Origin of the sequence: Zavarzinia sp., from assembly GCF_041650655.1 — a bacterium.
GTDB lineage: Bacteria > Pseudomonadota > Alphaproteobacteria > Zavarziniales > Zavarziniaceae > Zavarzinia.
Genome location: NZ_JBAZKR010000003.1, coordinates 16,004 through 42,108 on the forward strand (window position 1 = coordinate 16,004; position 26,105 = coordinate 42,108).

24 protein-coding genes, 1 other RNA gene and 1 riboswitch are annotated in these 26,105 nt (G+C 68.8%); of the genes, 18 read left to right on the forward strand and 7 right to left on the reverse strand.

Annotation, left to right across the window (positions count from 1 at the left end):
• The first annotated feature begins 6 nt into the window (after positions 1-6).
• Positions 7-978, forward strand: a complete 972-nt coding sequence (locus WC493_RS01120) for an NAD-dependent epimerase/dehydratase family protein (protein ID WP_373061634.1) — start codon at positions 7-9, stop codon at positions 976-978.
• A 151-nt stretch (positions 979-1,129) separates the two neighbouring features.
• Here the strand turns inward: WC493_RS01120 and WC493_RS01125 are convergent, their stop codons facing one another.
• Positions 1,130-2,338 carry an acyl-CoA dehydrogenase family protein gene (locus tag WC493_RS01125; protein WP_373061636.1) on the reverse strand — a complete coding sequence of 403 codons (1,209 nt, stop codon included), beginning with the start codon at positions 2,336-2,338 and terminating at the stop codon, positions 1,130-1,132.
• 94 nt (positions 2,339-2,432) lie between these two features.
• Here WC493_RS01125 and WC493_RS01130 point away from each other — a divergent pair, with 94 nt between their 5' ends.
• Genes WC493_RS01130 through WC493_RS01145 form a run of 4 tightly spaced genes read left to right on the forward strand, consistent with a single transcriptional unit; the run spans position 2,433 to position 6,653 of the window.
• The gene (locus WC493_RS01130; protein ID WP_373061638.1) at positions 2,433-3,041 is read left to right on the forward strand and encodes a TetR/AcrR family transcriptional regulator; all 609 of its coding nucleotides are present in this window, start codon (positions 2,433-2,435) and stop codon (positions 3,039-3,041) included.
• A 3-nt stretch (positions 3,042-3,044) separates the two neighbouring features.
• Positions 3,045-4,529 (forward strand): acetyl/propionyl/methylcrotonyl-CoA carboxylase subunit alpha, encoded by a 1,485-nt coding sequence (locus WC493_RS01135; protein WP_373061640.1) that lies wholly within the window; start codon positions 3,045-3,047, stop codon positions 4,527-4,529.
• A gap of 14 nt (positions 4,530-4,543) precedes the next feature.
• Positions 4,544-5,041: a biotin/lipoyl-containing protein gene (locus WC493_RS01140; protein ID WP_373061642.1), complete on the forward strand. Its 498-nt coding sequence runs from the start codon at positions 4,544-4,546 to the stop codon at positions 5,039-5,041.
• A gap of 4 nt (positions 5,042-5,045) precedes the next feature.
• Positions 5,046-6,653 carry an acyl-CoA carboxylase subunit beta gene (locus WC493_RS01145; protein ID WP_373061644.1) on the forward strand — a complete coding sequence of 536 codons (1,608 nt, stop codon included), beginning with the start codon at positions 5,046-5,048 and terminating at the stop codon, positions 6,651-6,653.
• A 201-nt stretch (positions 6,654-6,854) separates the two neighbouring features.
• Here the strand turns inward: WC493_RS01145 and WC493_RS01150 are convergent, their stop codons facing one another.
• A complete protein-coding gene (locus tag WC493_RS01150; RefSeq protein ID WP_373061646.1) occupies positions 6,855-8,183 on the reverse strand; it encodes an SCP2 sterol-binding domain-containing protein in 1,329 nt (442 codons plus the stop codon).
• 72 nt (positions 8,184-8,255) lie between these two features.
• Positions 8,256-8,819, reverse strand: coding sequence for a TetR/AcrR family transcriptional regulator (locus WC493_RS01155; protein ID WP_373061648.1), 564 nt, complete (start codon positions 8,817-8,819; stop codon positions 8,256-8,258).
• A gap of 31 nt (positions 8,820-8,850) precedes the next feature.
• On the opposite strand from WC493_RS01155, the gene WC493_RS01160 reads away from it, so the two are divergent.
• Positions 8,851-9,534: a hypothetical protein gene (locus tag WC493_RS01160; RefSeq protein ID WP_373061650.1), complete on the forward strand. Its 684-nt coding sequence runs from the start codon at positions 8,851-8,853 to the stop codon at positions 9,532-9,534.
• A 6-nt stretch (positions 9,535-9,540) separates the two neighbouring features.
• On the opposite strand, the gene WC493_RS01165 is transcribed toward WC493_RS01160, so the two are convergent.
• Both WC493_RS01165 and WC493_RS01170 read right to left on the reverse strand, forming a co-directional pair.
• Positions 9,541-10,998 (reverse strand): M23 family metallopeptidase, encoded by a 1,458-nt coding sequence (locus tag WC493_RS01165; RefSeq protein WP_373061652.1) that lies wholly within the window; start codon positions 10,996-10,998, stop codon positions 9,541-9,543.
• A gap of 94 nt (positions 10,999-11,092) precedes the next feature.
• Complete coding sequence (locus WC493_RS01170; protein WP_373061654.1) at positions 11,093-11,812, reverse strand: glutamine amidotransferase; 720 nt, start codon at positions 11,810-11,812, stop codon at positions 11,093-11,095.
• A gap of 141 nt (positions 11,813-11,953) precedes the next feature.
• On the opposite strand from WC493_RS01170, the gene WC493_RS01175 reads away from it, so the two are divergent.
• From WC493_RS01175 to rnpB, 3 genes are all read left to right on the forward strand, one after another.
• Positions 11,954-12,826, forward strand: coding sequence for a DMT family transporter (locus WC493_RS01175; protein ID WP_373061656.1), 873 nt, complete (start codon positions 11,954-11,956; stop codon positions 12,824-12,826).
• Complete coding sequence (locus WC493_RS01180; protein ID WP_373061658.1) at positions 12,823-13,566, forward strand: N-acetylmuramoyl-L-alanine amidase; 744 nt, start codon at positions 12,823-12,825, stop codon at positions 13,564-13,566. Before WC493_RS01175 ends, WC493_RS01180 begins: the two co-directional genes overlap by 4 nt.
• A 4-nt stretch (positions 13,567-13,570) precedes the next feature.
• Positions 13,571-13,964: RNase P RNA component class A (gene rnpB / locus WC493_RS01185), an RNA gene on the forward strand.
• A gap of 100 nt (positions 13,965-14,064) precedes the next feature.
• On the opposite strand, the gene WC493_RS01190 is transcribed toward rnpB, so the two are convergent.
• Entirely contained in the window at positions 14,065-14,544 is a 480-nt protein-coding gene (locus WC493_RS01190; protein ID WP_373061660.1) for an Hsp20/alpha crystallin family protein, read from the reverse strand.
• 166 nt (positions 14,545-14,710) lie between these two features.
• Between WC493_RS01190 and WC493_RS01195 the strand changes: the two genes are divergently transcribed.
• On the forward strand, positions 14,711-15,088 hold the full coding sequence (locus tag WC493_RS01195) for a hypothetical protein (RefSeq protein WP_373061662.1): 378 nt from the start codon (positions 14,711-14,713) through the stop codon (positions 15,086-15,088).
• Positions 15,089-15,131: 43 nt separating this feature from the next.
• Complete coding sequence (locus WC493_RS01200) at positions 15,132-16,577, forward strand: multicopper oxidase family protein (RefSeq protein WP_373061664.1); 1,446 nt, start codon at positions 15,132-15,134, stop codon at positions 16,575-16,577.
• A gap of 61 nt (positions 16,578-16,638) precedes the next feature.
• Here the strand turns inward: WC493_RS01200 and WC493_RS01205 are convergent, their stop codons facing one another.
• Positions 16,639-17,952: an NADH:flavin oxidoreductase/NADH oxidase family protein gene (locus WC493_RS01205; RefSeq protein ID WP_373061666.1), complete on the reverse strand. Its 1,314-nt coding sequence runs from the start codon at positions 17,950-17,952 to the stop codon at positions 16,639-16,641.
• Between the two features lie 132 nt (positions 17,953-18,084).
• On the opposite strand from WC493_RS01205, the gene WC493_RS01210 reads away from it, so the two are divergent.
• The 7 genes from WC493_RS01210 to WC493_RS01240 all read left to right on the forward strand — a co-directional run bounded on the left by WC493_RS01210 (position 18,085) and on the right by WC493_RS01240 (position 26,098).
• Complete coding sequence (locus tag WC493_RS01210; protein WP_373061668.1) at positions 18,085-18,468, forward strand: hypothetical protein; 384 nt, start codon at positions 18,085-18,087, stop codon at positions 18,466-18,468.
• A gap of 21 nt (positions 18,469-18,489) precedes the next feature.
• Positions 18,490-18,699, forward strand: a riboswitch (cobalamin riboswitch).
• Positions 18,700-18,855: 156 nt separating this feature from the next.
• Positions 18,856-20,811 carry a TonB-dependent receptor plug domain-containing protein gene (locus WC493_RS01215; protein ID WP_373061670.1) on the forward strand — a complete coding sequence of 652 codons (1,956 nt, stop codon included), beginning with the start codon at positions 18,856-18,858 and terminating at the stop codon, positions 20,809-20,811.
• Positions 20,812-20,818: 7 nt separating this feature from the next.
• Entirely contained in the window at positions 20,819-21,643 is an 825-nt protein-coding gene (locus WC493_RS01220) for an ABC transporter substrate-binding protein (protein ID WP_373061672.1), read from the forward strand.
• Positions 21,640-22,647 (forward strand): FecCD family ABC transporter permease, encoded by a 1,008-nt coding sequence (locus WC493_RS01225; RefSeq protein ID WP_373061674.1) that lies wholly within the window; start codon positions 21,640-21,642, stop codon positions 22,645-22,647. The genes WC493_RS01220 and WC493_RS01225 overlap by 4 nt, the downstream gene beginning before the upstream one ends.
• Positions 22,644-23,429, forward strand: coding sequence for an ABC transporter ATP-binding protein (locus WC493_RS01230; protein WP_373061676.1), 786 nt, complete (start codon positions 22,644-22,646; stop codon positions 23,427-23,429). The genes WC493_RS01225 and WC493_RS01230 overlap by 4 nt, the downstream gene beginning before the upstream one ends.
• An 88-nt stretch (positions 23,430-23,517) precedes the next feature.
• The gene (locus WC493_RS01235) at positions 23,518-23,925 is read left to right on the forward strand and encodes a heme-binding protein (protein WP_373061678.1); all 408 of its coding nucleotides are present in this window, start codon (positions 23,518-23,520) and stop codon (positions 23,923-23,925) included.
• Positions 23,926-23,938: 13 nt separating this feature from the next.
• Positions 23,939-26,098 carry a malate synthase G gene (locus tag WC493_RS01240; RefSeq protein ID WP_373061680.1) on the forward strand — a complete coding sequence of 720 codons (2,160 nt, stop codon included), beginning with the start codon at positions 23,939-23,941 and terminating at the stop codon, positions 26,096-26,098.
• Positions 26,099-26,105: the final 7 nt, after the last annotated feature.

Below are 26,105 nucleotides of genomic sequence, written 5' to 3' on the forward strand. Positions count from 1 at the left end.
GCAGCCGTGCAGATCTTCGTGACCGGGGCTTCGGGCTTCGTCGGCGGCGCCGCCTGCCGCCGCCTCGCCGACGAGGGCCACCGCGTCGTCGCCATGTCGCGGAGCGAGGCGAGCGACCGCAAGATCGAGGCCCTGGGGGGCACGCCGGTACGCGCCGACCTCGAAAGGGTCGAGGCCCACCATCTCGATGGCAGCGACGCCGTCGTCCATGCCGCCGCCTTCGTCGAACCCTGGGGCCCGCGCGACGCCTGGGACCGGATCAACGTCGGCGGCACGAAAAACATGCTGGCGGCGGCCCGGGCTGCCGGGGTGCGGCGCTTCGTCCACATCGGCACCGAAGCCGCCGTCGTGCGCGGCCAGCATGTGCGCGACGCCGACGAGACGATGTCGCTGGCGCCCGACAGCCCCTATCCCTATTGCCGGACCAAGGCGCTGGCCGAAATGGCGGTGCGCGCGGCCAGCGCCCCCGCCACCGGCTTCGAGACGATCGTGCTGCGCCCGCGCTTCATCTGGGGCCCGGGGGACCAGACCCTGCTGCCCCTGATCAGGGAGATGGCGGCGGCGGGCAAATGGGTCTGGCTCGACGGCGGCCGGGCGGTGACCTCGACCACCCATATCGACAATCTGGTCGATGCCATCGTGCTGGCGCTCGATCACGGGCGGCCGGGCGAGGCCTATTACATCCTCGACGACGGCAGCCGCACGATGCGCGCGATGATTTCCGGCATGGCGGCGGCGACCGGGCTGGCCCTGCCCGACCGCTCCATGCCCGGCTGGCTGGCGCTCGCCGCGGCGACGCTGCTGGAGACGGTGTGGCGCCTGTTCGCCCTCAAGGACGCGCCACCCCTGACCCGCCACGCCGCCATGGTGATGTGCCGCGACTGCACCCTGAAGGGCGGCAAGGCGGCGGCCGAACTCGGCTACCGCCCGCGCGTCTCGGTCGACCAGGGCCTGGCCGACCTGGGCATCAAGGGGTAGGCCCCTCGACCCTTTCGATCCTCGCACCCCGAACCCGTCATGGCCGTGCTTGACACGGCCATCCACGTTCGCTCGTCGCCGACAGTGTTCGCGTGGATGCCCGGGACGAGCCCGGGCATGACGACTGGAGAAGGGCGACGGAGGCCGGTTCTTACCGCAGCAGTTCGCCGGCGATGATCAGCTTGCGGACTTCGGACGTGCCGGCACCGATCTCCAGCAGCTTGGAGGCGCGGTAGAGGCGGTTGATTTCCGATTCGCGCATATAGCCGGCGCCGCCGAAGATCTGCACGGCGTCGGAGACGACGCGGGTGCAGCCTTCCGCCGCATAGAGGATGCAGGAGGCGGTCAGCTTGTGGATGTCGCCCCGGCCGCCGGCCCCTTCCTCGAGACCGTTCGCCTCGGCCAGGGTGCGGTAGCAGTAGGTCTTCATCGTCTCGATCGTGGTCCACATGTCGGCCAGCTTGGCCTGGATCATCTGGAAGGAGGCGATCGGCTTGCCGAATTGCTGGCGCGTCTTGGCATAGTCGAGGGCGAGGTCGAAGGCCCGCTCCGCCATGCCGAGGTTGATCATGGCGACGATGGCACGTTCGAGGTCGAGGCCGGACATGACGACGGCGACGCCCCGATTCTCGGTCCCGACCAGGTTTTCCGCCGGCACGATGCAGTCGTCGAACACCAGTTCGGCCGTGGTCGAGCCGCGGAAGCCCATCTTGTCGAGCTTCTGGGCGACCGCGAAGCCGGGGAAGTCCTTCTCGATCACGAAGGCCGAAATGCCCTTGGCGCCCGCCGCCTTGTCGGTCTTGGCATAGACCAGGAGATAGTCGGCCACCGGGCCGTTGGTGATGAAGAGCTTGCGCCCGTTCAGCACGTAATGGTCGCCCTCCCGCCTGGCCGTGGTGGCCATGGAGCCGAGCGCGTCCGAGCCGGCGCCGGGCTCGGTCAGGCCGAGGGCGCCGATCTTGGTGCCGTCGATCAGGCCGGGCAGGTAGCGCTGGCGAATCGAATCATTGGCGTTCCGCGCGATGTTGTTCAGGCACAGATTCTCGTGCGCGACATAGGAGAGGGCGATCGCGTGGTTCCAGCGCGCGATGCCCTGGGCGATCAGGCCGGAAGTGAAGAAATCGGCCCCGGCACCGCCCAGCTCCGGCTCCACCGTGACGCCCAGGAAGCCCATGGAGGCGAGCGCCGGCATGGCTTCCGGCGGCCAATATTCCTCGTCGTCCATCTTCTGGGCGAGGGGGTAGAGGTCGCTCTTGGCGAAGCGGTCGGCCTGGTCCAGTACTTCCTGCTGGTCGGGGGTCAGGCGGAAGCCGTTCAGGGTGGTGGCGTTCACGCGCAGGTCTGCTGCGACGGCGGTCATGGTGGTCTCCTCCGGGCCGGGGTTCAGTTCCCCGGTTGACATGCTCAAAATGAAGCATATTCAATATGGCCCGAGAGGCAAGGGGGGAAGCGCAATGCCCGTGATCAGTGCGAAGAGGATGCAGGACCGGATCGACACCATCGTCGAGGCCGCGTCGACCGTCTTTGCCGCCAAGGGCTTCGAAGCCGCCTCCATCGCCGAGATCGCGCGCACGGCCGATGTCTCGGACGGGCTGATCTACCGCTATTTCTCGAACAAGCGCGACCTGCTCTACCGCGTGCTCCAGGCCTTCTACGAGCGCGTGGTGGGCGATCTCGCGGCCGAGACGGCCAAGGGTAAGAGCTTTCAGGAGAAGCTGCACCAGCTGATCCGCCGCCACCTGGAAACCTTCGTCGCCGACCGCGGCCTGTGCCGCCTGTTCCTCTCCGAAGTCCGCATCGCCAGCGACTACCGGGGCTCGGCGATCGAAGCGCTGCACCGGCGCTATGCCGCGGTCCTGACCGCCCTGATCGAGGACGGCATCGCCAAGGGCGAGGTCAAGCCCGAGGTTTCCGCCCGCCTGGTGCGCGACGTCATCTTCGGCGCCATCGAGCATATCGCCTGGCCCTATGTGAACGGCGACGGCCGCCTCGACGTCGCCGCCACGGCCGCCACCGTCACCGCCCTGATCTGCGGCGGCATCTGCCTCACCCCCAAGGCCTGAGACATGAGCCATCATTTTCCTTTCGACACCGTCCTGGTCGCCAACCGGGGCGAAATCGCCCTCCGCATCCTGCGCACGGTGAAGCGCCTGGGGCTCAAGGGCGCCCTGGTGTTCCATGCGGCGGACAAGGGCGCACCCGCGATCGCCGCCGCCGACATCGCGATCGAGATCAAGGGGCCGAGCCCCGTGGCCGCCTTCCTGGACGCCGGCCAGATCGTCGCCGCGGCCAGGGCGGCGGGCGCCGGGGCGATCCACCCGGGTTATGGCTTCCTGTCGGAAAACGCCGGCTTCGCCCGCGCCGTGGCCGCTGCCGGCATCGCCTTCGTGGGGCCGGAGCCGGCCGCGATCGAACTGATGGGCGACAAGGTCCGCGCCCGGAAATTCGTCGCCGACCGCGGCTTCCCGGTCGCGCCTTCGGCGATCGAGGACGACGATCCGGCGAGTTTCGTCGAACGCGCCCGGGCGGTCGGTGCGCCGCTTCTCATCAAGCCGTCGGCCGGTGGCGGCGGCAAGGGCATGCGCATCGTGCGCGACCTCGCCGTGCTCGACGAGGAAATCCTGCGCGCCCGCTCGGAAGGCCAGCGCTATTTCGGCGACGGCCGCCTCTATGTCGAGCGCTTCGTCGAGAACCCGCGCCATATCGAAGTGCAGGTGATGGGCGATGCCCATGGCAATGTGATCCACCTGCACGAGCGCGAATGCTCGGTCCAGCGCCGCTTCCAGAAGATCGTCGAAGAGACGCCGTCGCCCGCGCTGACGCCGGAGCAGCGGAAGGCGATCTGCGAGACCGCGGCGGGCATCGCCAAGGCGGCGAACTACCGGAACGCCGGCACGGTCGAATTCATCTATGGCGGCGGTGAATTCTACTTCCTCGAAATGAACACCCGCCTCCAGGTCGAACATCCCGTGACCGAAGAGATCACGGGCCTCGACCTCGTCGAGATCCAACTCCGCGTCGCCGCGGGCGAAGTGCTGCCCCTGACTCAGGACAAGGTGCCGAGCAAGGGCCATGCGATCGAGCTTCGGATCTATGCCGAAAGCCCGGCGCGCGGCTTCGTGCCCACCACCGGCAAGGTGCTGGCGCTCGCCTGGCCGGAAGGCCCCGGCATCCGCGTCGATTCCGGCATCGCCGCGGGCCAGGCGGTGACCACCGCCTTCGATCCCATGCTGGCCAAGCTGATCGTGCACGGTACCGACCGGGCCGACGCCATCGCCAAGGCGCGCGCGGCCCTGCGCGACACCGTGCTGCTCGGCTGCGAGACCAACACGGGCTTCCTCGACCGCCTGCTGGCCGATCCGGTCTTCGCCGAGGGCGAAGTCCATACCGGCACGCTGGACGCGAGGCCGGACATCGCCGCCGAACCGGCCCTGACCCCCGCCGAAGTGACGGGCGTGCTGGCCGCCGCCGGCCTGTCGCTCCGCCCGACCCGCGACGCCGCCGACCGAATTCCTGAGATTCACGCCGCCATGGGCCATTGGCGCAACTGAGAAGACGATACGCCATGCGTCACCTCCTCCTGATCGACGAGGCCGAATATGAAATCGGCCTGGTCCCCGCCCCCACCGGCGATGGCGACGGCGCCTATCGCCTGCTGCTGGGCGACGAAATCATCCCCGTCTCGCTCGAAGGTACCGTGCTGACGGTCGGCCCTGCCCGCGAGAAGGTCGCGGTCGCGGTCGACGGCAATGTCGCCTTCGTGCATTTCCGGGGCCGCGCCCACAGGGTCGAATTCCGCGATGCGATCGACCGTTTCGCCAAGGGGGCGGTCGGCGGCGGGGCGGATTCGATCGCCGCTCCCATGCCCGGCTCGGTCGTCTCGGTCGCGGTTTCGGCGGGCGATGCCGTCCATGCCGGCCAGGTCCTCATGGTGATCGAGAGCATGAAGCTGGAGACTGCGATCAAGGCGCCGCGCGACGGCGTGATCGAGACCGTGCATGTGGCGCCCGCCAAGACCTTCAACAAGGGGGCGGCCCTGATCGCCCTCCAGGCCGCGGAGTGACCTGATGCGCCTGATCGAGAGCCTGATCGACACCACCTCGGCCGATTTCCAGGCCAATGCCACCCACAACCGGAACCTGGCGGAGGGCCTGCGCGAGCGCCACCGCAAGGCCCGTTTCGAGCGCCCGGTGCGCGACCTCGAACGTCTCGCCCGCCAGGGCAAGATGACGGTCAGGGAGCGGATCGAAGCCCTGCTCGACCCCGGCACGCCCTTCTTCGAACTCTCGACGCTGGCGGCCAACCAGGCCTATGGCGGCGAGGTGCCCGGTGCGGCGATCGTCACCGGCATCGGCATCATCGCCGGCCAGGAAGTGGTGATCCATGCCGACGATCCGGCGGTGAAGGGCGGGGCCTGGTATCCGCTCTCGGTCAAGAAGATCGTCCGGGCGCTGGACATCGCGGTCGAGAACCGCCTGCCGGTGGTGCATCTCTGCGATTCCGCGGGCGGCTTCCTGCCACTCCAGGCCGATCTCTTCGCCGACAAATATCTGGCCGGGCGGATCTTCCGTAACCAGTCGATCCTGTCGAAATTGGGCGTGCCGCAAGTGGCCATCGTGCTCGGCCATTGCACGGCGGGCGGCGCCTATATCCCGGCGCTGTCCGAATATAATGTGATCGTGCGCGGCACGGGCGCCATTTTCCTGGGCGGTCCGCCGCTGGTGAAGGCGGCGACCGGCGAAGTGGTCACGGTCGACGAGTTGGGCGGCTGCGACACCCATACCCAGATCTCCGGCACCGCCGACTATCCGGCCGACAGCGAGCGCCATGCGCTCGCCATCGCGCGCGATATCGTCGGCACCTGGAAGCGGGCCGAGAAGCTGAAGATCGAGCGGATTCGCCCGGAAGATCCGCATTACGACCCGCAGGAGCTCTACGGCATCATCCCGCGCGACATCAAGGTGCAGTTCGACATGCGGGAAGTGATCGCCCGCCTGGTCGACGGCAGCCGCTTCCACGAATATCAGCCGGCCTATGGCACCACGCTGATCTGCGGCTTCGCCCATCTCTGGGGCATGAGGGTCGGCATCATCGGCAACAACGGCGTGCTGTTCAACGACAGCTCGCTCAAGGGCGCCCATTTCATGCAGCTGTGCGACCAGAACCGCACGCCGATCCTGTTCCTGCAAAACATCACAGGTTACATGGTGGGGCGCGAATACGAGCACCGCGGCATCACCAAGGACGGCGCCAAGATGATCATGGCGGTCTCCGGTCTCGAAGTGCCGAAGATCACGGTGATCGTCAACGGCTCCTTCGGCGCCGGCAATTACGGCATGTCGGGCCGTGCCTTCGACCCGCGCTTCCTCTTCATGTGGCCGCAGAGCCAGATTTCGGTGATGGGCGCCGACCAGGCCGCCAATGTGCTGACCGAACTCAAGGTCCGCCAGGCGACACGGGGCGGCGACACGCTCTCGGCCGAGGCCGTGTCGGCGATCCGCGAACCGATCCTGGAAGACTACCGCCGCCTCTCCGGCGCCTATTACTCGACCTCGGAGATGTGGGACGACGGCATCCTCGATCCCGTCGACACGCGGAATGCGCTCGGTATCACGCTCAGTGCGACGCTGAACAGGCCGATCGACCGGCCGCATTTCGGCGTCTTCCGCATGTGACGGGCGGCGACCCATACGCGGCTTTCTTCCATCCCTCACCGTTTGAATTCGTCATGGCCGGGCGAAGTCCCGGCCATCCACGCGGCCAAACCGCCTCTTGCGTCGACGACGGTGGCGCGTCCCGACGTGGATGCCCGGGACAAGCCCGGGCATGACGGTCTTGGAGAGGGGCGATCGGGTCGGGTCTGGCGACGTCGATAATCAGCCCGGGAAACATCGCCGGAAGGCGTGCAGCAAGGCGCGGTCGCCGGTGAGCTTCAGCTTGCCGGCGATCACCGCGCGCCAGGGCTTGGCCTGCCTGGCCAGGATCTTCAACCAATAGTCGGAATCGACCGTCACGGTCAGGCCGGCCGCGCCTTTCAGGCCGTCGGCGACCTGGAGCTTGCCGCCTGTAATCCGGACGGTGGCGTCCAGCGCCTCGCGGCCGGTAAAGCGGAAATGCAGGGTTAGGTCCAGGCCCTTGGCCCGGCGCCACTGGAACGACAGGCGGAGGCCGAACAGGAAGGCGCCGATCGAATTGGGCCGCATCGAGGGCGCGACCAGTTTCACCCGCTTGTTCGGGAAACGCTTGGCGACCCATTCGGCGGCGTCCGAACCATGGAGGACATAGACCGTCTCGGCACTGTCGCGCAGGGGATGGGCGATCCGTTCGACGAAGGCGCGGCGGTCGGCCAGATAGGGGCCGATCACTTCCTCCCCCGCGGGGCAGACCGAGATGCAATAGGCCGCCTTGTAATTCGGCTTGTAGGCCAGGCTCTGCCACATCGAGACGGTCTCGCCGGGGGCGACGCGGCGGTTGTAATCCTCGGCATTCCGCGAATCCGCCAGCGTGTCGACCCAGGATTTGAAGCCGCCGAGGAATTCCCGGTAATTGTGGCTGTAGCAGGCGGTCAGGTTGAAATCGCCCTCCGGCCCGATGGCGCCCACGGGACAGGCGGCGACGCAGAGATTGCAGCCGAGACAGGGGTTGTAGTCGAGCGGCTGGGCCTCTTCCTCGATCTCCGCCGCGACCAGCACGGTGCCGAGCAGGATGAAATTGCCGAAGCGGGGGTGGATCACGTTCCGGTGGATGCCCATGCGGCCGAGGCCGGCGGCCTCCGCGATCGGCTTGTGGCCGACGACCCAGGTCTTGCCCGGGAATTCCTGCGCCTCCATCGGGAAGGCGGCGACCGTGTTGAGGGCGGCGATGCCCCGGTCGCGCAGGCGCCGTACGATTGCGCGCGCGGCATGGTTCACCGCGTCGTAACCGTGGTGGAATTCGGCATTGGCGATCGAGCGGACGGACGAGCGCACCGGTTCCGCATTCATGCGGCAGACCAGGGCGAGCACGCTCCTGGTTTCGGGAAAACAGCGCAGGATATCCGCCCGCTGGCCCGCCAGGGCCGGATTGTCGAGCGAGAGGGCGGCGGCATCGTCTGCCCCGCAGGCGAGCGCCAGCGCGTGCAACTCGTCCTGGCCGAGCGCTGCGGTTGGTGCCGCCGGTGCCCGCTCTTGCAGGCGGCGGATCGTCGGATGGTCGGCCAGGGTCATCGGTCATTCCTTTGCATGATGATCGACATTTAATGTGGCGCGAGAAAACGAGGAGGCGTCGGCCGGGCGGACTCAGCTCAGCAGATGGCGGCGGGCTTCGGCCAGCAGGCGTTCGCCGGCCTGGGGATCGTCGGCGGCGCGGGCCATGGTCAGGGTGCCGACCATGCAGGCGAGCACCATGGGCGCCTCTTCCCGCCGGCGGCCGGCATCGGCGAGCGCCCCGGCCAGCAGGCCGGCCAGGCGGCGGTAGTGGCGGCCCAGCATCTGCCGAGTCTCGACCGGCAGGCGGTGGATCTCGCTGCCCAGGGCGGCGAAGCAGCAGCCGTCGCCTGGATGTTCCAGGTGATAGCGGCCGAGATAGGCGCGCACCAGGGTGGCCAGGCGGGCTTCCGGCGGGCGCTCCGCGACGAGCTTGCGCAGACGCTCGAAGGTGGCGTCCAGCGCGGCCGAGAGGGCGTCGGCCACCATGGCGTCGCGATTGGCGAAATGGGCATAGAAGCCGCCGTGGGTCATGCCTGCCTTGGCCATGATCTCGGCCACGCCGACGCCGTCCACGCCGCGCTCGCGGAGCAGGATCGAAGCCTCGCGCAGGATCTTCTCGCGCGAGCGTTCCTTGTGGTCGGTCGAATAGCGCATCGCATCTGCCGTTCTTTGTATGATGATCATCATGGCAGTGCGGCGGAATGTCAATCGCGGCGCCATGGCCCGCTTGCCGCAGCCGTGCTACAACCTGCGCGGGTTCGGATCGCGATGGCTGGACGAGATGGATGCTGCCTTCCGGGATTATGCCGGCTATGCCGCGACCGTGCTGACCCTGGCCGGGGGCACCGACTATTGCCTGGCCATCCTGCGTGACCGGGAAAACCGGCCGTCGCGGGCGACCTGGTTCATCTGGGCGGCGGCCAATCTGCTGCTGACCGCCAGCTATTTCGCCGCCGGGGCGAGTCAGTCCGGCTGGATGGCGGCGGCGCTCAGCGTCGAATGCGTGGTGATCGCCGGCCTGACGATCCCCTTCGGGGTCGGGGGCTGGAACCGGCGCGATCTCGTCTGCATGGCGGGGGCGGCGGCCAGCGGTGCCGTCTGGCTGCTCTCCGGCAATGCCGGGATCGCCCTCTGCGCCTTTCTGGCGGTCGATTTTTTCGGGGCCTTCGCCACCCTCGACAAGAGTTGGCGTGAGCCGGAGTCGGAACCGGTGCGGCCCTGGGTACTCACCGTCCTCGCCTGCGTCGCCAATATGGCGACGGTCGACTGGGCGACCGATTCCGTCTTCGTGCTGCTGTTTCCGGCCTACATGCTGGTGGTCAACGGGACCGAACTGGCCCTTCTGTTCCGTCGCCCAGCGGCTGCCTGAACGGCCTCAGTGCCCAGCGTCCGCCTGCGGCGTCTCGGCCATGGCGGCGAGCACGGGGGCGGTCGCCAGCAGGGCGTCGACCTCGTGGCGGCGGCGGGTGAAGGCGGCCAGTTCCTTGCCGGTCAGGCGCCGGCCCGACTGGAAGCGCACGCCCTTGGGATTGACCTGGGAGCCGTCGACCAGGATCTCGTAATGGAGATGCGGCCCGGTCGAGCGCCCGGTGGTGCCGACATAGCCGATGGTCTGACCCTGGCGCACCCGGCTGCCCGGCTTCAGCCCCTTGGCGAAACGCGAGAGATGGGCATAGGCGGTGGCATATTTGCCGTCGTGGCGGAGCTGGATGTAATTGCCGTAGGAACCGCGCCGGCCGATCAGGCCGATCACGCCGTCACCCGCGGCCAGGATGGGCGTGCCCGTGGGTGCCGCGAAGTCGATCCCCTTGTGCATCTTGGTATAGCCGAGCACGGGATGCCGGCGCAGGCCGAAGCCCGAAGAGATGCGCGCGCCGTCGATCGGCGTGCGCAGCAGGGCTTTGCGCACGCTCTCGCCCTTGGGATCGAAGAAATCCGGGATGCCGTCGTCCGCGGGCGCGTAGCGATAGATCGGGATCGGCCCGTCGCCCAGGGTCAGTTTGGCGAACAGGATGTCGCCCCATTTCAGGATGCGGCCGTCCGTGTCCCGGTGGCTCTCGATCAGCACCTCGAAACGGTCGCCCGGCTGGATGTCGCGCTGGAAGTCGACATCATAGCTGAACATGGCGATCAGGTCGGCGATCACCGTGGGCGGCAGGCCGGCCCGCCCGGCCGAGGCGAAGAGACTGTCGTCGATCGTGCCGGTGACGCGGGCCAGGGTCACCGTCAGGTCCTGGCGTTCCTCGGTCGCGGCCAGCTTGCCGTCGGCCCCGCGGGTGAGTTCGACCCGACGGTCGACGTCGGTATCGAGCGAGAGCGAGGCGAGACGCGGCCCATCCTCCGCCCCGTCGGCCGGCTCGGGCAGCAGCACGAGGGTCATGGTCTGGCCGACGCGGAGGGCGCGCGGGTCGAACAGCGGGCGCAGGGTCTCGACCACTTCGAAGGCTTCGGTGCGGGCCAGGCCGGCGCTGTTCAGGATGGAGGCCAGGGTGTCGCCGTTCTCGACCGTGATGTCCTGGCGGTCGGGGGCGCCGTCGGCCATGTCCTCGGGTGCCGGGGCTTCGACCGGGGCATCGGTGGCGGCGGCGTCCTCGGCCGTCACGTCCTCGAGCGCCGCCTCGCTCGCCTGCTCCTCGGTCGGGTGGAGGGAGAACAGGCCGCCCACGCCGACACCCACCCCGATGCCGATCACGCTGGCCACGAGCACCAGCAGGACAAGGCGCATCCAAGGCAGGCGCCGTTCTTCCAGCGAATGGCGGACGATGGTGCGGAGCAGGGGATTGCCGCCACCGCGCGGCGAATCGGGAGGGGTCGGTGGCGGAAAGGCAGACAAGAGGCAAGTCCTCGAAGAAGGCGGTGTGGCGGCCGAATCGGTATCCGGTCACCTTCGACGTCGCACCTCCAGGCGTCAATAGGAGGGGGCGGCCCTAGGCCTCCGGCGCCCGGAGGCCGATGAAATCGAGTGCTCCGGCGATCGCCCTGCGCCCGGCCGCGGCGGCGCGCGCGCCGACTCGCAGCGTCTCGGCCCGGAGCGCCGGGATCGCGACATTGGGCGCCGCCCCGAGCTCGACCCGGTGGCCGATCAGCCAGCCCTCGATCCGGGCGGGGTCGACTTCGACATGGAATTGCAGGGCCAGCACCGACTCGCCGATCGCGAAGGCCTGATTCAGGGTGAGCCCGGTCGAGGCCAGGCGGACGGCACCCTCCGGCAGGTCGAAAGTATCGCCGTGCCAATGCAGCACCTCGACGCCGTCGATCGCGGCGAGCGGCGAGGCGTGGCCGGCCGTGGTCAGGGTGACCGGCGCCCAGCCGATTTCCTTTTCCGTGCCGGGATAGACGGCGGCGCCGGCGGCGGCGGCGATCAACTGCGCGCCGAGGCAGATGCCGAGCAGGGGCCGCCCGCTGGCCAGCCGGCGGCGGATGAAATCCAGTTCGGCATGAAGGAAGGGATAGAGGTCGTCCTCATAGACGCCGATCGGGCCGCCCAGCACGATGACCATGTCGTCGGCCGCGGCGTCCAGCGTCTCCAGCGGGTCGACTCCGACCTCGATCAGGCGGACGGCGACATGTCGCTCCGCCAGCAGGGGCGCGATCAGGCCCAGGTCTTCGAAGGCGACGTGGCGCAACACCAGGCAGGTGCGGGTCATGGCGGGCCTCTTCCAGCGGTGGTGGTAGCCAAGACTTTGCCGCGCCGCATCGGGCCCGGCAAGTTCATTCGGTCGCGCCGGAGCCTCCGTCATGCAAGAGGCGCAATGGTCGCAGGGAAGGCGTGCTGCTATGTGACGAGGATGGCGCCGATCGACCTCGCCCTCGTCCTCCTGGTCAACCTGCTCTGGGGGTTCAATTTCATCGCCGCCAAGATTGGCGTGGGCGAACTGCCGCCCATGCTCTTGACCGGGATCCGCTTCTGCCTGCTCGGCCTCGTCCTGGCGCCGCTGATCCCGAGGGTGCCGCGGGACCAGATCCGGCCCGTGCTGGCGATCGCCCTGACGGCGGGGATCTGTCATTTCGGCCTGCTCTTCGTCGGCATCGCCCGGGTCGGCGACGTTTCGTCGGCCGCGGTGGCGATCCAGCTCAACATTCCTTTCGCGACGATCCTGGGCGTGCTGATCCTGAAGGAGACGATCCGCTGGCGGCGCATTTCCGGGATCGTGCTTGCCTTCGCCGGGGTCGCGTTGATCGGCTTCGATCCCCGCGTGCTGACCTATGGCGACGGGCTGCTGCTCTGCGTCGCCGCCGCCTTCTCGATGGCGGTCGCCATGATCATCATGCGCCAACTGCGCGGGGTCGGCGCCTTCGCCCTGCAGGGCTGGATGGGCCTGATCACGGGGCCTTCCATGCTGGTCTTCTCCCTCCTCTTCGAGCAGGGACAGGGGCAGGCGATCGCGGAGGCCAGCACGCTCGCCTGGGCCGCCGTGCTCTACACCGTGTTCGGTTCCTCACTCATCGCCCATGTCGGCAACTACCGGCTGTTGCAGCGCTATCCGGTCAGCCTGACGGCGCCGATGATGCTGCTCTCGCCCGTGCTCGGCATCCTGTTCGGGGTCACTCTCTTGAACGACACTTTGACCACGCGGATGATTGCAGGCAGCGTCATGACGTTGATCGGGGTCGCCATCATCATGCTGCGCGAAGGTCGGCCCGTCGGGGTCGCGACATGAGCGGAGTCGTCGATCGCCCGTCGCCCAATTTCGACGGCCGGGACGGCGCGCCCGTCTCCATCCTGATGATCCATTATACGGGGATGCTCAGTGGGGTGGCCGCGCTCGAGCGCCTGTGCGATCCCGCCGCCAAGGTTTCCGCCCATTACCTGATCGAGGAGGACGGCACGGTCTTCCGCCTGGTCGACGAGGCGATGCGGGCCTGGCACGCCGGGCTCGGCGCTTGGCGCGGTTTCGAGCGGGTCAATCACCGCTCGATCGGCATCGAGCTGGTCAACCCGGGCCACGAATGGGGCTACCGGCCCTTTCCCCGGCCCCAGATGGTGGCGCTGGCGGCGCTCGGCAGGGACATCGTGGCGCGCCATGCGATCGCCCCTTTCGACGTCATCGGCCATTCTGATTCGGCGCCCAGCCGCAAGACAGACCCGGGCGAATTCTTCGACTGGCGCTGGCTCGCCGAACAGGGCGTGGGGGCCTGGGTCGGCGGTGCCGATCCGGTGGCGGACGGCAGGCTCGGCTTCGGCGAATCGGGCCTGCTGGTGTCCCGCCTCCAGGCCGATCTCGCCGCCTTCGGCTACGCGCTCCGGGTCGACGGCAAGTTCGGGCCGGAGACGCGCGACGTCGTCACCGCCTTCCAGCGCCACTGGCGCCAGTCGTCGGTCGACGGCATCGCCGACGCCGAGACCCGCGGCCGCCTCGCCCGCCTCTTGCGCAGCCTGACGGAAACCGCTAGAGCCTGAGCCGCCAGATGGCCGGGTGACCGCCGCCGCGCAAGCGGGGGAGGAAAGTCCGGGCTCCACGGAAATGCGGTGCCGGGTAACGCCCGGCGGGGGCGACCCCAGGGACAGTGCCACAGAGAGCAGACCGCCGGAACGCCGGGTGCGAACCCGGCCGGCCGGCAAGGGTGAAAGGGTGCGGTAAGAGCGCACCGCGTTCCTGGCAACAGGAGCGGCACGGTAAACCCCACCGGGAGCAAGACCAAATAGGGGCGGCACGCCGGCTTTGCCGGCAGGACCTGTTTCCGGTCCGTCGCCCGGGTCGGTCGCTCGAGACGGCGAGCAATCGCCGTCCTAGAGGAATGGTCACCGTCGGCGGGCAACCGCCGTCACAGAACCCGGCTTACAGGCCATCTGGCGAATTTTCGGCAAAAAAAGGGCGACCGGCCCGGGGGGAGGGGAGAGGCCGATCGCCCTTCGCGTGCGCCGCGACCAGGACTTGGTCGTTTCACGCGACCATTTTCAGGCGGCGCGCGTCACTTCGATCTTCTGGGCCGCAGGTGCGGCCGCCGGTTTCGGCATCGTCACGGTCAACACGCCCTTGTCCATGGTCGCCTTGACCGCCGCCGGATCCATGCCGGCCGGCACCTGGATAGCCCGGGCGAAAGTGCCGGTGGCCCGTTCGACCACATGGCGGGTTTCGCCCTTGTCTTCATGTTCCACGTTCTTCTCACCCCGGATGGTCAGCATGTCGTTCGCCAGGGTGATTTCCACGTCCTTCTCTTCGAGGCCCGGGAGTTCGGCCGTCACCTTGATCGCGTCCGCGGTTTCGGTCACGTCGAGCTTGGGCATTACTTCCGTCATCATCGCCATCGGCGTCATGTCGACGGCGAAATCGTTGAACAGGCGTTCCATTTCGCGCTGCAGGGCACGGAACGGATTGGCATCGCGGGCGGTCGCCATCGGCATCCCGCCCCGTGTCAGAAGAGTCCGCACATTCATGGGAGCCTCCTGTCATCACTGCCCATCAACGCGGGCAAGATCTTTATCGGACTTTTCGCGCGGCGCGACTTTGCGCTGGGTCAATATTTCGCGGGATCCGTGTTTTTTCGTCGCGCCGCGTCGATGGGGCTTGCACTCGGGCGGCGGAGGACAAAGATCCTGGGGCATGACTTCGACCGCATGGACAGCGATGCTCCGACGGGCCGGCCGGCATTTCGCCGCGCTGCTGGCGTTGGTCGCCTGTGTCGTCCTGGCCGCGGTCTCGGTGGTGCCGGCCGCGGCGGCGCCGGCGCCGGCGATGGTCCAGGTCGCCATGGCTGCGCCGTCGGCGCCCTGTCCCGATCATGGGGCGGACAAGGCCCGCCCGCTCGGCTGTTGCCTGGGTACCGCCTGCCTGATGTTCGCCGCGGTGCCGGGGCCGTCCGGCGTCGGCCTGCCGGGGCGCCGGGCCGCCGCTGCCGTCGCCTTCCGTCCGGCCTGGGCGGTGCCCCTGGCCGGCACCGCCACCGCGCCACCCGACCGGCCGCCCCGTCTTGTCGCCTGAGTGATTCGAATCCTTCCGGTTCCCCTCGGTCGAAAGTCTTGCCATGACCCTTCGTCTCACCCGCCGGGGCTTCGTCGCCTCGGCTGCGGCGGCTGCCATCCTGCCCGTCGCCTACCGCTATTCGCACGCCGAAACGCCCCGCTTCACCCTGACCGCCGAACGCCGCACCATCGAGGTGAAGGGGCGGTCGGCCGATGTGCTGGGCCTTCGCCAAGCCGACGGCAGATCCGGCCTTTTCCTCGATCCGGGCGAGCGTTTCTCGCTCCGCCTGAACAACCGGATCGGCGCCCCCACCATCATCCACTGGCACGGCCAGACCCCGCCGGCCGCCCAGGACGGCGTGACCGACACCGGCTATGCCACGCCGATCGCCGATGGCGCCGCCGTGGACTACGACTTCGCGCCCCGTCCCGGCACCCATTGGATGCATTCGCATCACGGGCTCCAGGAAATGCGCCTGCTGGCGGCACCCCTGATCGTGCGCCGGCCGGAAGACCAGGCGGAGGACCGGCAGGAAGTCACCGTCCTGCTGCATGATTTCAGCTTCAAGGCGCCGGAAGAACTGCTCGCCGGCCTCGGCCAGGGCATGATGAGCCACGGCATGGACATGTCGATGCCGGGCATGGACCATTCGGCGATGCCGGGCATGGGCGCCATGCCCGGCATGAACCACGGTGCCGGCGGCGACCTGAACGACATCGAATTCGACGCCTATCTGGCCAACGACCGCACCCTGGACGATCCCGAGGTGGTCAAGGTCGAGAAGGGCGGGCGGGTGCTGCTGCGGCTGATCAACGGTTCGGCCGCGACCGCCTATTGGCTCGACCTCGGCGCGCTGACCGGCAGCGTGGTCGCGGTCGACGGCAATCCCGTGGTGCCCGTGATGGTCTCGCGCTTGCCCTTCGCCCAGGGCCAGCGGGTCGACATCGTCCTGAGCCTGCCGGCCGAAGGCGGCGCCTTCCCGGTCCTGGTCCAGCGCGAGGGGGACCGGGCGCGCACCGGCATCGTCCTGGCCAGCCCCGGCGCCACCGTTGCCAAGGTCGCCGGCATGGCGGAGACGGCGGTGCCCCCGGCCGACCTCTCGCTCGAGGAAAAGCTCCGCGCCGCCACGCCGCTGGCGGAGAAGGCGCCGGACATCACCCGGCGTATCCGCCTGACCGGCAGCATGATGCCCTATGTCTGGACCATCGACGGGCGGAGCTGGGCCGACCGCGACCCGATCAAGGTGACCCCGGGGGCCCGCGTCCAGGTCGAGATCGCGAACGAGAGCGAGATGGCCCATCCGATGCATCTGCACGGCCACCATTTCGCCGTCGTCGCGATCGGCGGCCAGAAGCTCGCCGGGGCGATGCGCGATACCGTGCTGGTGCCGATCGGCCAGTCGGTCACCATCGCCTTCGATGCCGACAATGCGGGACGCTGGCTGTTCCACTGCCACAACCTGCTGCATATGGCGACCGGCATGATGACCGAGGTGGCTTACAGCTAGGCCACCCTGCGGGCGGCGTGGGCTTCCTCCTACGCCGCCTTGCGGGCGGTGTGCATGGCCCCTAAGCCGCCCTGCGGGCGGTGTGCATGGCCTTCGCCGCCGCCGCCTCCTGGGACTGGTAGCGAAGGAAGGCGCGCAGCACGCCGAGGCCGGTATCCGGCTCGCGGCCGGCCGCCAGTTCCTTGAGTTGGAGGCAGAACCAGCCCTGCACGCCGAAGCCGTTCAGCAGCTTCACGATGTCGATCGGCGAGGCCGGGCCGAGCCAGCGGCCCGGGCCGACGCGGAGCCGGTCTTCCCAGTCGTCGAGCTTGGCGCGCCTGCCCTCCAGCAGTTCCTGCGGGCTCGCCGGCTCGACGCAGAGGGGGCGGCCCAGGCCGACCAGGTCGCAGGCGCCGGAGGCCAATGCCGCATCCATGGCGGCCCGGCTGCGGAAGCCGCCGGTCACCATGAGGGGCGTCTTCACGGCGGCGCGCATGGTGGCCGCATAGTCCATGAAATAGGCTTCGCGGGCGATCGTCGAGGCGCGCCGGGCCTGGTTGGCGGCGGCATCGGTCGACATCGACTCGTTGCCCATCATCATCGGCCGCTCATAGGAGCCGCCGGAGATTTCGAGGAAGTCGATCCCCTCCGCCTCCAGCCAGCGGGCGACGGTGACCGCTTCGTCGTCGCCGAAGCCGCCCTTCATGAAATCGGCCGAATTCAGTTTGACGCCCACGGCGAAGCCCGGTCCGACGGCGGATTTCACCGCCCGCACCACGTCGAGCAGCAGGCGCGCCCGGTTCTCCAGCGTGCCGCCCCAGCGGTCTTGCCGCTGGTTCGAGCGGGGGCTGAGGAATTCGCTGATCAGATAGCCATGGGCGCCGTGGATCTGCACGCCGTGGAAGCCGGTGTCGCGGAGCGTCAGGGCGGCGAAGACGAAGCGCTCGACCAGGGCCAGGATCTCCGCCTCCGTCAGGGCGCGGGGCTTGCCGAACTGGCGCCCCGGCAGGGGCAGGGCGATGGGCGAGGGGGCCTGGGGTGTCTTGTTCACGGTGATCGGCGTCTGCCGCCCGGCATGGCTGATCTGGGCGATCACCTTGGTGTCCTTGGCCGAGGCGGCGGCGGCCAGCGCCCGCAGGCCCTCGACCGCGGCGGCGTCGATCCCCGGCGCCACCACGACATTGCCCGCCCGTTCCAGGTGATCGGGGTCGACCTGCATGTTGCCGGTGATCAGCAGGCCAGGTCCCCCTTGCGCGAAACGGGCATAGAGCGCTGCCAGCGCCGGGGTCGCCCGGTTCCGGGCATCGGCCAGCCCCTCGGTCATGGCGGCCTTGGCCAGCCGGTTCTTCAGGACGAGGCCGCAGGGCAGCGTGAAGGGGGACGCAATGTCGGTCACGGACGTTTCCTGGTTTGCTGATTTTTTGTCATGACAGTGTCCGGGCTGGCGCAGCCGCCGTCAACGGCATTGCGCCTTGCCATATCCCGGTCCGGCGCCGGAGAATGGTGGCCGAAAAGGATGGGCCGGCCCATGAAGTGGATGCGCAAGCGTATGGAGAAATGGCCGCCGCTGGTCGCCCTGCTGGCCGTCAACGCGGCCCAGGGCTTCGCCGCGGCCTTCGTCTTCATCGGTGCCATCCTGGCCTTCGACATCGGCGGCATGGGGCATCTGGTGTTTCATTCGCCGGACGGCTGGATCGCCGGCTTCGCCCTGACCTTCGCGACCGGTCTCACATTCGGCAGCGTGCAGATGGGGATCGCCGTCATGCTGCTCGAGGAACGGGAGGAGAAGGACAACCGTCCCGGCCCGCGGGTGCCGCTGCTCTATCGCCTGCGCCTCTTCCTGCGCCGGACCTTCCGCCGCTGGCCGCCGAGACATTGGCGAAGCCTCGCCGCGCTGCGAAATCACGCTTGACGGCTGCGCCCCCCTTGCCCAGATTGCGCCTGCCTTGACGGTTCCATGACGGGCCCCTGCGGGGGCCTGGATTAAAAGGGAACACGGAAGCCGCGTCTGCGCGGTCTGCCGTGGCTGTCCCCGCAACTGTGAGCGGTTAGTCGGCACCAAAAGTCACTGGCTTCGGCCGGGAAGACGGTGCGCGACGATCACCCGCGAGCCAGGAGACCTGCCGCCAGGGGCATCACTCTACCGACAGCCGGAGGAGCTGGCGGTGCGGGAGAACCGCTGCGGTGATGCGTCATGGACGTGTGCCGCGCTTCCCGCCCGAGCTTTCCTCTGCGGAACGGCGGCCTGCGTCCGTCGTCGTCAACGGCCGGATCACCGGCCTGGCAGAGGTTGTAGTCGATGTCGCGCAGCACACTTCCTTCGATCGTCGCCGTCTCCCTGACGGCCTTGGCCGCCGCCCTTCCCGCGCGGGGTGAAGAGACGGTCGAACTGCCCCTGGTCTCGGTCACCGCCAACCGCGGGGACGAAACGCCGCTGACCGCGGTCGGCAGTGCCGTCACCGTGATCACCGCCGAAGAACTGGAGCAGAAGCAGATCCGCATTCTTGCGGACGCGCTACGTCTCATTCCCGGCGTCTCGGTCAACCGTTCGGGCCCGGTCGGCAATCTGACCGGCGTCTCGCTCCGGGGCGCCGAAGCGAACCAGACCCTGGTCATGATCGACGGCGTGCCGGTCAACAATCCGGCCGGCAATTCCGCCTTCGACTTCGGTCACCTGCTGACCCAGGATATCGAGCGGATCGAAGTGCTGCGCGGGCCGCAGAGCGCGCTCTACGGTTCGGACGCGGTCGGCGGCGTGGTCAATATCGTGACGCGCAAGGGGGCGGGCAAGCCGCGCCTGACCATCAGCGCCGAAGGCGGCAGCGACAATACCGGGGCCGGCAACGTCTCGGTCTCGGGCGGCGGCGAACAGTACAACTTCCTGGTGGGCGCTTCGGGTTACGTCACCAGCGGCACCTCGGTCGCCGCCAAGTGGCGCGGCAATTCGGAAGACGACAGCTACCGGAACGGCACCACCTACGCCAAACTCGGCCTCGACCCGCTGCCCAATCTCGGCTTCGACGTCGTCGTGCGCGAGACCGAATTCCGCCGCGAGGGCGACATGGCGACGGTGGTCGATCCCGCGACCAACCTGCAGACCCTGGTGGACGATCAGACCGGCGACCGCGGCAAGGAATTCTTCACCCGCGGCCAGGCCCGCTTCTCCCTGTTCGACGGCCATTTCACCAACCGCCTCGGTGTCAGTTACTTCAACAACGACAACGACAGTTTCGACAACGCCCAGGATGGCCTGGTGACCTATACCGCCCGCGGCACGGCGGTGAAATACGACTATCAGGGCGACTATTCCTTCGAGACGCCCGAATTCGCCGATGCCACCCATCAGATCACGCTGGCGGCCGAGCACCGGGACGACGAGATGCGCATCTTCTCGCCCGGGATCTTCGGCACCGACCTCGACAAGGACATCGGCCAGTCGAGCCTGGTCGGCCAATATCAGCTCGGCCTGTTCGAGGACCTCAGCCTGACCGGCGCCCTGCGCCACGACTGGAACGACACTTTCGCGGATTCGACCACCTACCGCCTGACCGCGGCCTATTACGTAACCTCGACCGATACCAAGTTCCACACCTCCTACGGCACCGGGGTGAAGGACCCGACGATCACCCAGCTCTATGGCTTCTATGGCACCTTCCGCGGCAATCCGGATCTCGAGCCGCAGAAGGGGCGCGGCTGGGATGCCGGCGTCGAGCAGGGCTTCCTGAACGGCAAGGCCCACCTGGGCCTCACCTATTTCCGCCAGGTGACCGAGAATCTGATCTCCAGCGGGGCGGCGTCCGGTGGCGGTATCATGCCGATCAATCTGGCCGGCACCTCGCGCGCCGAGGGGATCGAGCTCGAAGCCTCGATCGAGCCGGTACGGAACCTCACGGTGACCGGTACCTTCACCCATATGACGACGCGCGACCCGAACGACCAGCAGCTCACCCGCCGCCCCGGCAATGGCGGCAGCCTGGACGTCGCCTATCGCTTCCTGGGCGGCAAGGCCTCGGTCGATCTCGGCGTCGTCTACAACGGTGCCTTCAAGGACCGCGCCTTCGACGGTTTCTGGAGCCCGGTCGCGGTCGCCATGGACAGCTATACGCTGGTCAACCTGGCTGCCTCCTACGACCTGACCGAGAGCGTCCAGCTCTACGGAAGGGTCGAGAACCTGTTCGACGAGGAATATGAGGAAGTCTATTCCTACGGCGAGAACGGGCGGACCGCGATCGCCGGCGTGAAGGCGAGCTTCTGAGGCCGCCATGGCGCGCTGGCTCGTCGCGGCGATCCTTCTCCTGACGGCGGCGCCCGCCCTGGCGGCGCCGCAGCGGGTCGTCTCGATGAACCTCTGCGCCGACGAATTGGTGCTGCAGCTCGCCGAACGGGATCACATCCGTTCGGTGAGCTATCTCGCCCGTGATCCGGCCGGTTCCAATGTCGCCGCCCTGGCCGCCACGGTGCCGGTCAACCACGGCCTGGCGGAAGAGATCCTGGCCGCCGATCCCGACCTGGTGCTGGCCGGGCGCTATACCAGCCAGGCCACGGTCGCCCTGTTGAAACAGGTCGGGCTCCGGGTGGTCGAGCTCGACTCGCCGGCCACACTGGACGCGGTCCGGGCGCAGATCCGCGCCGTTGCCGGGCTGCTCGGCGAGGTGGCGAAGGGGGAGGCCCTGGTCGCCGATTTCGACGCGCGGCTGGCGGCGGCGGTGCCGGCGCCCCATCCGCTGAAAGGGCTGGTGCTGCGGCCGAACGGCTATACCGTCGGCCAGGGCTCGCTCGTCGATTCGGTGATGACGCGGGCCGGCCTCGTCAACCTGGGGGCGGATCCGGCGCTCGCCCCCTATCGGGAACTGCCCTTGGAAGCCCTGGTCCTGGCCAAGCCCGATTTCATCATCCTGGACGAGGAGGAATCGCCTCGTCCCGCCCTGGCCTATGACGTGCTGCGCCATCCGGTGCTGCGCCACCTGCCCTATCGGATGCAAGCGATCGGCCTGCCCTCCCGGTTGTGGACCTGTGCCGGGCCGGCGGTGGCCGATGCTGTGGCGGCGCTGGCGACGGCGGCGCGGGCGATGGAGGCGGCACCTTGAGCCGCGGCTTCGAACCGCCGCTGCCCCTGGTGATCGGCGGGCTCTCGGGGCTCGTCCTCCTGCTGATGGCGGCGTCGGCGGCGGTCGGCTATGCCCCCTTCGACGTGGGGGCGGCGGCGAGCGACCTGTTGGCCGGGCGGGAGACGCTGCCGGCCCTGATCCTGGCCGACCTCCGCCTGCCGCGCGCCCTGCTCGGCGCCATGACCGGCTTCACCCTCGGCCTCGCAGGCGCCGCCCTTCAGGGGCTGCTGCGCAATCCCCTGGCGGAGCCCGGCGTGATCGGCATTTCCGGGGCGGCGGCGCTCGGCGCCGTCACCGTGTTCTATTCGGGCTTGGCCGGGGCCTTCACCCTGGCCCTGCCGCTGGGCGGCATCACCGGCGCCTTTCTGGCGACGCTGCTGCTCTATGCCCTGGTCGGGCGCGGCGCGGGGACGACGACGCTGATCCTGGCCGGGGTCGCGATCAGCGCCTTTTCGGGGGCACTCACCGCCCTCGCCCTCAATCTCTCGCCCAACCCCTATGCGGTGGTGGAGATCACCTTCTGGCTGCTCGGCTCGCTCACCGACCGCAGTACGGAGCATGTCCTGCTGGCGCTGCCCCTCATGGCGGCGGGCTGGCTCCTGCTGCTCTCGGGTGCGCGGGCGCTGGACGGGCTCTCGCTCGGCGACGATACCGCGGCGAGTCTCGGCTTCGACCTGAAGCGGCTCCGCCTGATGCTGATCGGCGGCACCGCGCTCTCGGTCGGGGCGGCGGTGGCGGTGACCGGGGCGATCGGCTTCATCGGCCTCGTCGTGCCCCATGTGCTGCGGCCCCTGGTCGGGCACCGGCCGGGGCGGCTCCTCTTCGTTTCGGGGCTCGGCGGGGCGGCCCTGCTGCTCGCCGCCGATCTCGGCGTCCGCCTGATCGGGATCCGGCCGGAACTCAAGCTCGGCGTGGTCACCGCCCTGATCGGCGCGCCCTTCCTGTTCTCCCTCATCTATCGCCTGCGGCGGGAGGGGGCATGAGGATCGAGGCACAGGGCATCGCCGTCACCATGGGCGGCGAGGCGATCCTGCAGGAGGTCTCGCTCACCTGCCGGCCGGGCGAAGTGCTCGGCCTGATCGGGCCCAATGGCGCGGGCAAGACCACGCTCCTGCGCAGCCTGGCCGGGCTGGTCGCACCCGATCGCGGCACGGTTGCCTACGACGGCATGAGCCTCGGCCAGATCGGCCGGCCCAGGCTCGCCCGCCGCCTCGCCTATCTCGCCCAGGAGGCCGACGCCTATTGGCCGATCCGGGGCGACCGGCTGGTCATGCTGGGCCGCCTGCCCCATCGCCGCCCCCTGGCGGGGGAGAGTGCGGCCGATCGCGCCGCCGTCGCCGCGGCACTGGCCGCGACCGAGACCACCGCCCTGGCGGGGCGGCGCTTCGACACGCTCTCTGGCGGTGAACGCACCCGGCTGCTGCTCGCCCGCGCCCTGGCCGTCGAGGCAGAGATGCTGCTGGCGGACGAGCCGGTCGCCGCCCTCGATCCCTATCACCAGCTCCATACGATGGAACTCTTGCAGGCGGCGGCGCTGCGCGGTGCCGGCGTCGTCGTCGTGCTGCACGACCTCACCCTGGCGGCGCGCTACTGCGACCGGCTGGTGCTGCTGCACGAAGGCCGGGTACTGGCCGACGGGCCGGCGGCCGCGGTGCTGAACGACGAAAATCTGGCCCGGGCCTATCACATCGAGGCCCGCCATCTTTCCGTCGACGGGCTGCCGGTGACCCTGCCGTGGTCGCGTATCGGCGCCGATTATTCGTGAAAGCCCGAAGACTGCTTCCAGCCGGCGCCGGTGGACGGCGGGGCGCCCCCTTCGTAAGGTGCCGGGATCAGCCTGTCGGAGATTCACCATGAAGACCAAGCCCGTTCTCACCCTCGAAGACGTCGACGCGATCCTGGCCGCGGCGCGGGCGGAGGCTGTGAAGAACGGCTGGGCGGTGACCATCGCCGTGGTCGACGACGGCGGCCATGTGCTCGGCCTCGCCCGGCTCGACGACTGCCCGCCGATCAGCGCCTATATCGCCATGGAAAAGGCCCGCACCTCGGCCCTCGGCCGGCGCGAGAGCAAGATCTACGAAGACATGATCAACGGCGGCCGCGTCTCCTTCCTTTCGGTCCCGGTCGTCCAGGCGACGCTGGAGGGCGGCGTTCCGGTGGTGGTCGACGGCCAGCATGTCGGCGCGGTCGGCGTCTCCGGCGTCAAGTCGGTCGAGGATGCCCAGATCGCCAAGGCCGGCATCGCCGCGCTGGGCGCCTGAGGCGGGGGTCGCCATGACCGCGCGCGTCGCCCGCCATCGCCTCCAGGTCTCGGCCGATCTCGCCGCCTTCCTGGAAACCGAGGCCCTGCCCGGCACCGGCATCGACATCGCCGCCTTCTGGGCCGGCTTCGATGCCATGGTGCATGATCTCGCCCCCAAGAACCGCGCCCTGCTGGCGACGCGGGACGCGATGCAGGCGAAGATCGACGCCTGGCACAAGGCGAACGGGGCCGGCGATCCCGCCGCCTATCGCGCCTTCCTCACCGAAATCGGCTATCTGGTGCCGGCGCCGGCGCCCTTCACGATCGAGACGAGCGGCATCGACAGCGAGATTTCGTCCCAGGCCGGGCCGCAGCTCGTCGTGCCGGTGATGAACGCGCGCTATGCCCTCAATGCCGCCAATGCGCGCTGGGGCAGCCTCTACGACGCGCTCTATGGCACCGATGCGATCCCCGAGGGCGGCGGCGCCGAGAAGGGCCAGGGCTACAACCCCCATCGGGGCGACCGGGTGATCGCCTTCGCCCGCGATTTCCTGGATCAGGCAGCACCACTGGCCGGCGTCTCGCACAAGCTCGCGGCCGGCTATGCCGTGAAGGACGGTGCCCTTGTGGTGCATCTGATCGGCGGCGGCAGTGCGGGCCTGGCGTCTCCCGCCCAGTTCAAGGGCTATACCGGCTCGGCGGCGGCACCGACCGGCATCCTGCTGGCCAATCACGGCCTCCATGTCGAGATCCAGATCGACCGCAGCCACCCGATCGGCAAGACCGATGCGGCCGGCGTCAAAGACCTCCTGGTCGAGGCGGCGCTGACCACGATCATGGACTGCGAGGATTCGGTCGCCGCGGTCGACGCCGAAGACAAGGTCGTGGTCTATCGCCACTGGCTCGGCCTGATGAAGGGCGACCTCACGGAGGAAGTGACCAAGGGCGGCCGCACCTTCACCCGCGCCATGAACCCGGACCGTGTCTATACCGCGGCGGACGGTTCGGCGCTGACGCTGCACGGCCGCTCGCTCATGTTCGTGCGGAACGTCGGCCATCTCATGACCAATCCGGCCGTGCTGCTGGAAGACGGTTCCGAGATCCCGGAAGGCATCATGGATGCCGCCATCACGGTCACCATCGCCAAGCACGACCTGCTGGGCGACGGCAAATTCCGCAATTCCCGCACCGGCTCGGTCTATATCGTGAAGCCGAAGATGCACGGGCCGGCGGAAGTCGGCTTCGCCGACGAACTCTTCGCCCGGGCCGAGGACCTGGCGGGCCTGCCACGTTACACGGTGAAGCTCGGCATCATGGACGAGGAACGCCGCACGACCCTGAACCTCGCCGCCTGCATCGAGGCGGCGAAACATCGCGTCGCCTTCATCAACACGGGTTTCCTCGACCGCACCGGCGACGAGATCCACACCTCGATGGAAGCGGGTCCCATGGTGCGCAAGGGCGCCATGAAATCGAGCAAATGGATCACCGCCTATGAGCGCAGCAATGTGCTGACCGGGCTCGCCTGCGGGCTGCGCGGCAAGGCGCAGATCGGCAAGGGCATGTGGGCCATGCCCGATCTCATGGCGGATATGCTGGCGCAGAAGATCGCCCATCCCAAGGCCGGCGCCAATACCGCCTGGGTGCCGTCACCGACCGCGGCGACGCTGCACGCCCTGCATTACCACGCGGTCGACGTCGCCGCGATCCAGGCCGGGCTCGAAGGCCAGACGGCGGACCTGACCGCCGACCTGCTGACCATCCCGGTCGCCGCCGACACCAATTGGTCGCCCGAAGAGGTGCAGGCCGAGCTGGACAACAATGCCCAGGGCATCCTCGGCTATGTCGTGCGCTGGATCGACCAGGGCGTCGGCTGTTCCAAGGTGCCGGATATCCACGACATCGGCCTGATGGAAGACCGTGCAACGCTCCGCATCTCGAGCCAGCACATGGCCAATTGGCTGCATCACGGCATCGTGACCGAGGCTCAGGTGACGGAGACCTTCCGCCGCATGGCGGTGGTCGTCGACGGCCAGAACGCCGGAGACCCCGCCTATAGGCCGATGGCGCCCGCTTATGACGGCGTCGCCTATCGGGCGGCGACCGACCTCGTCTTCAAGGGAAGGGAACAGCCGAGCGGCTATACCGAGCCCCTGCTGCACAAGTGGCGCCTCGCCGCCAAGGCGGGCTGAAGCGCGA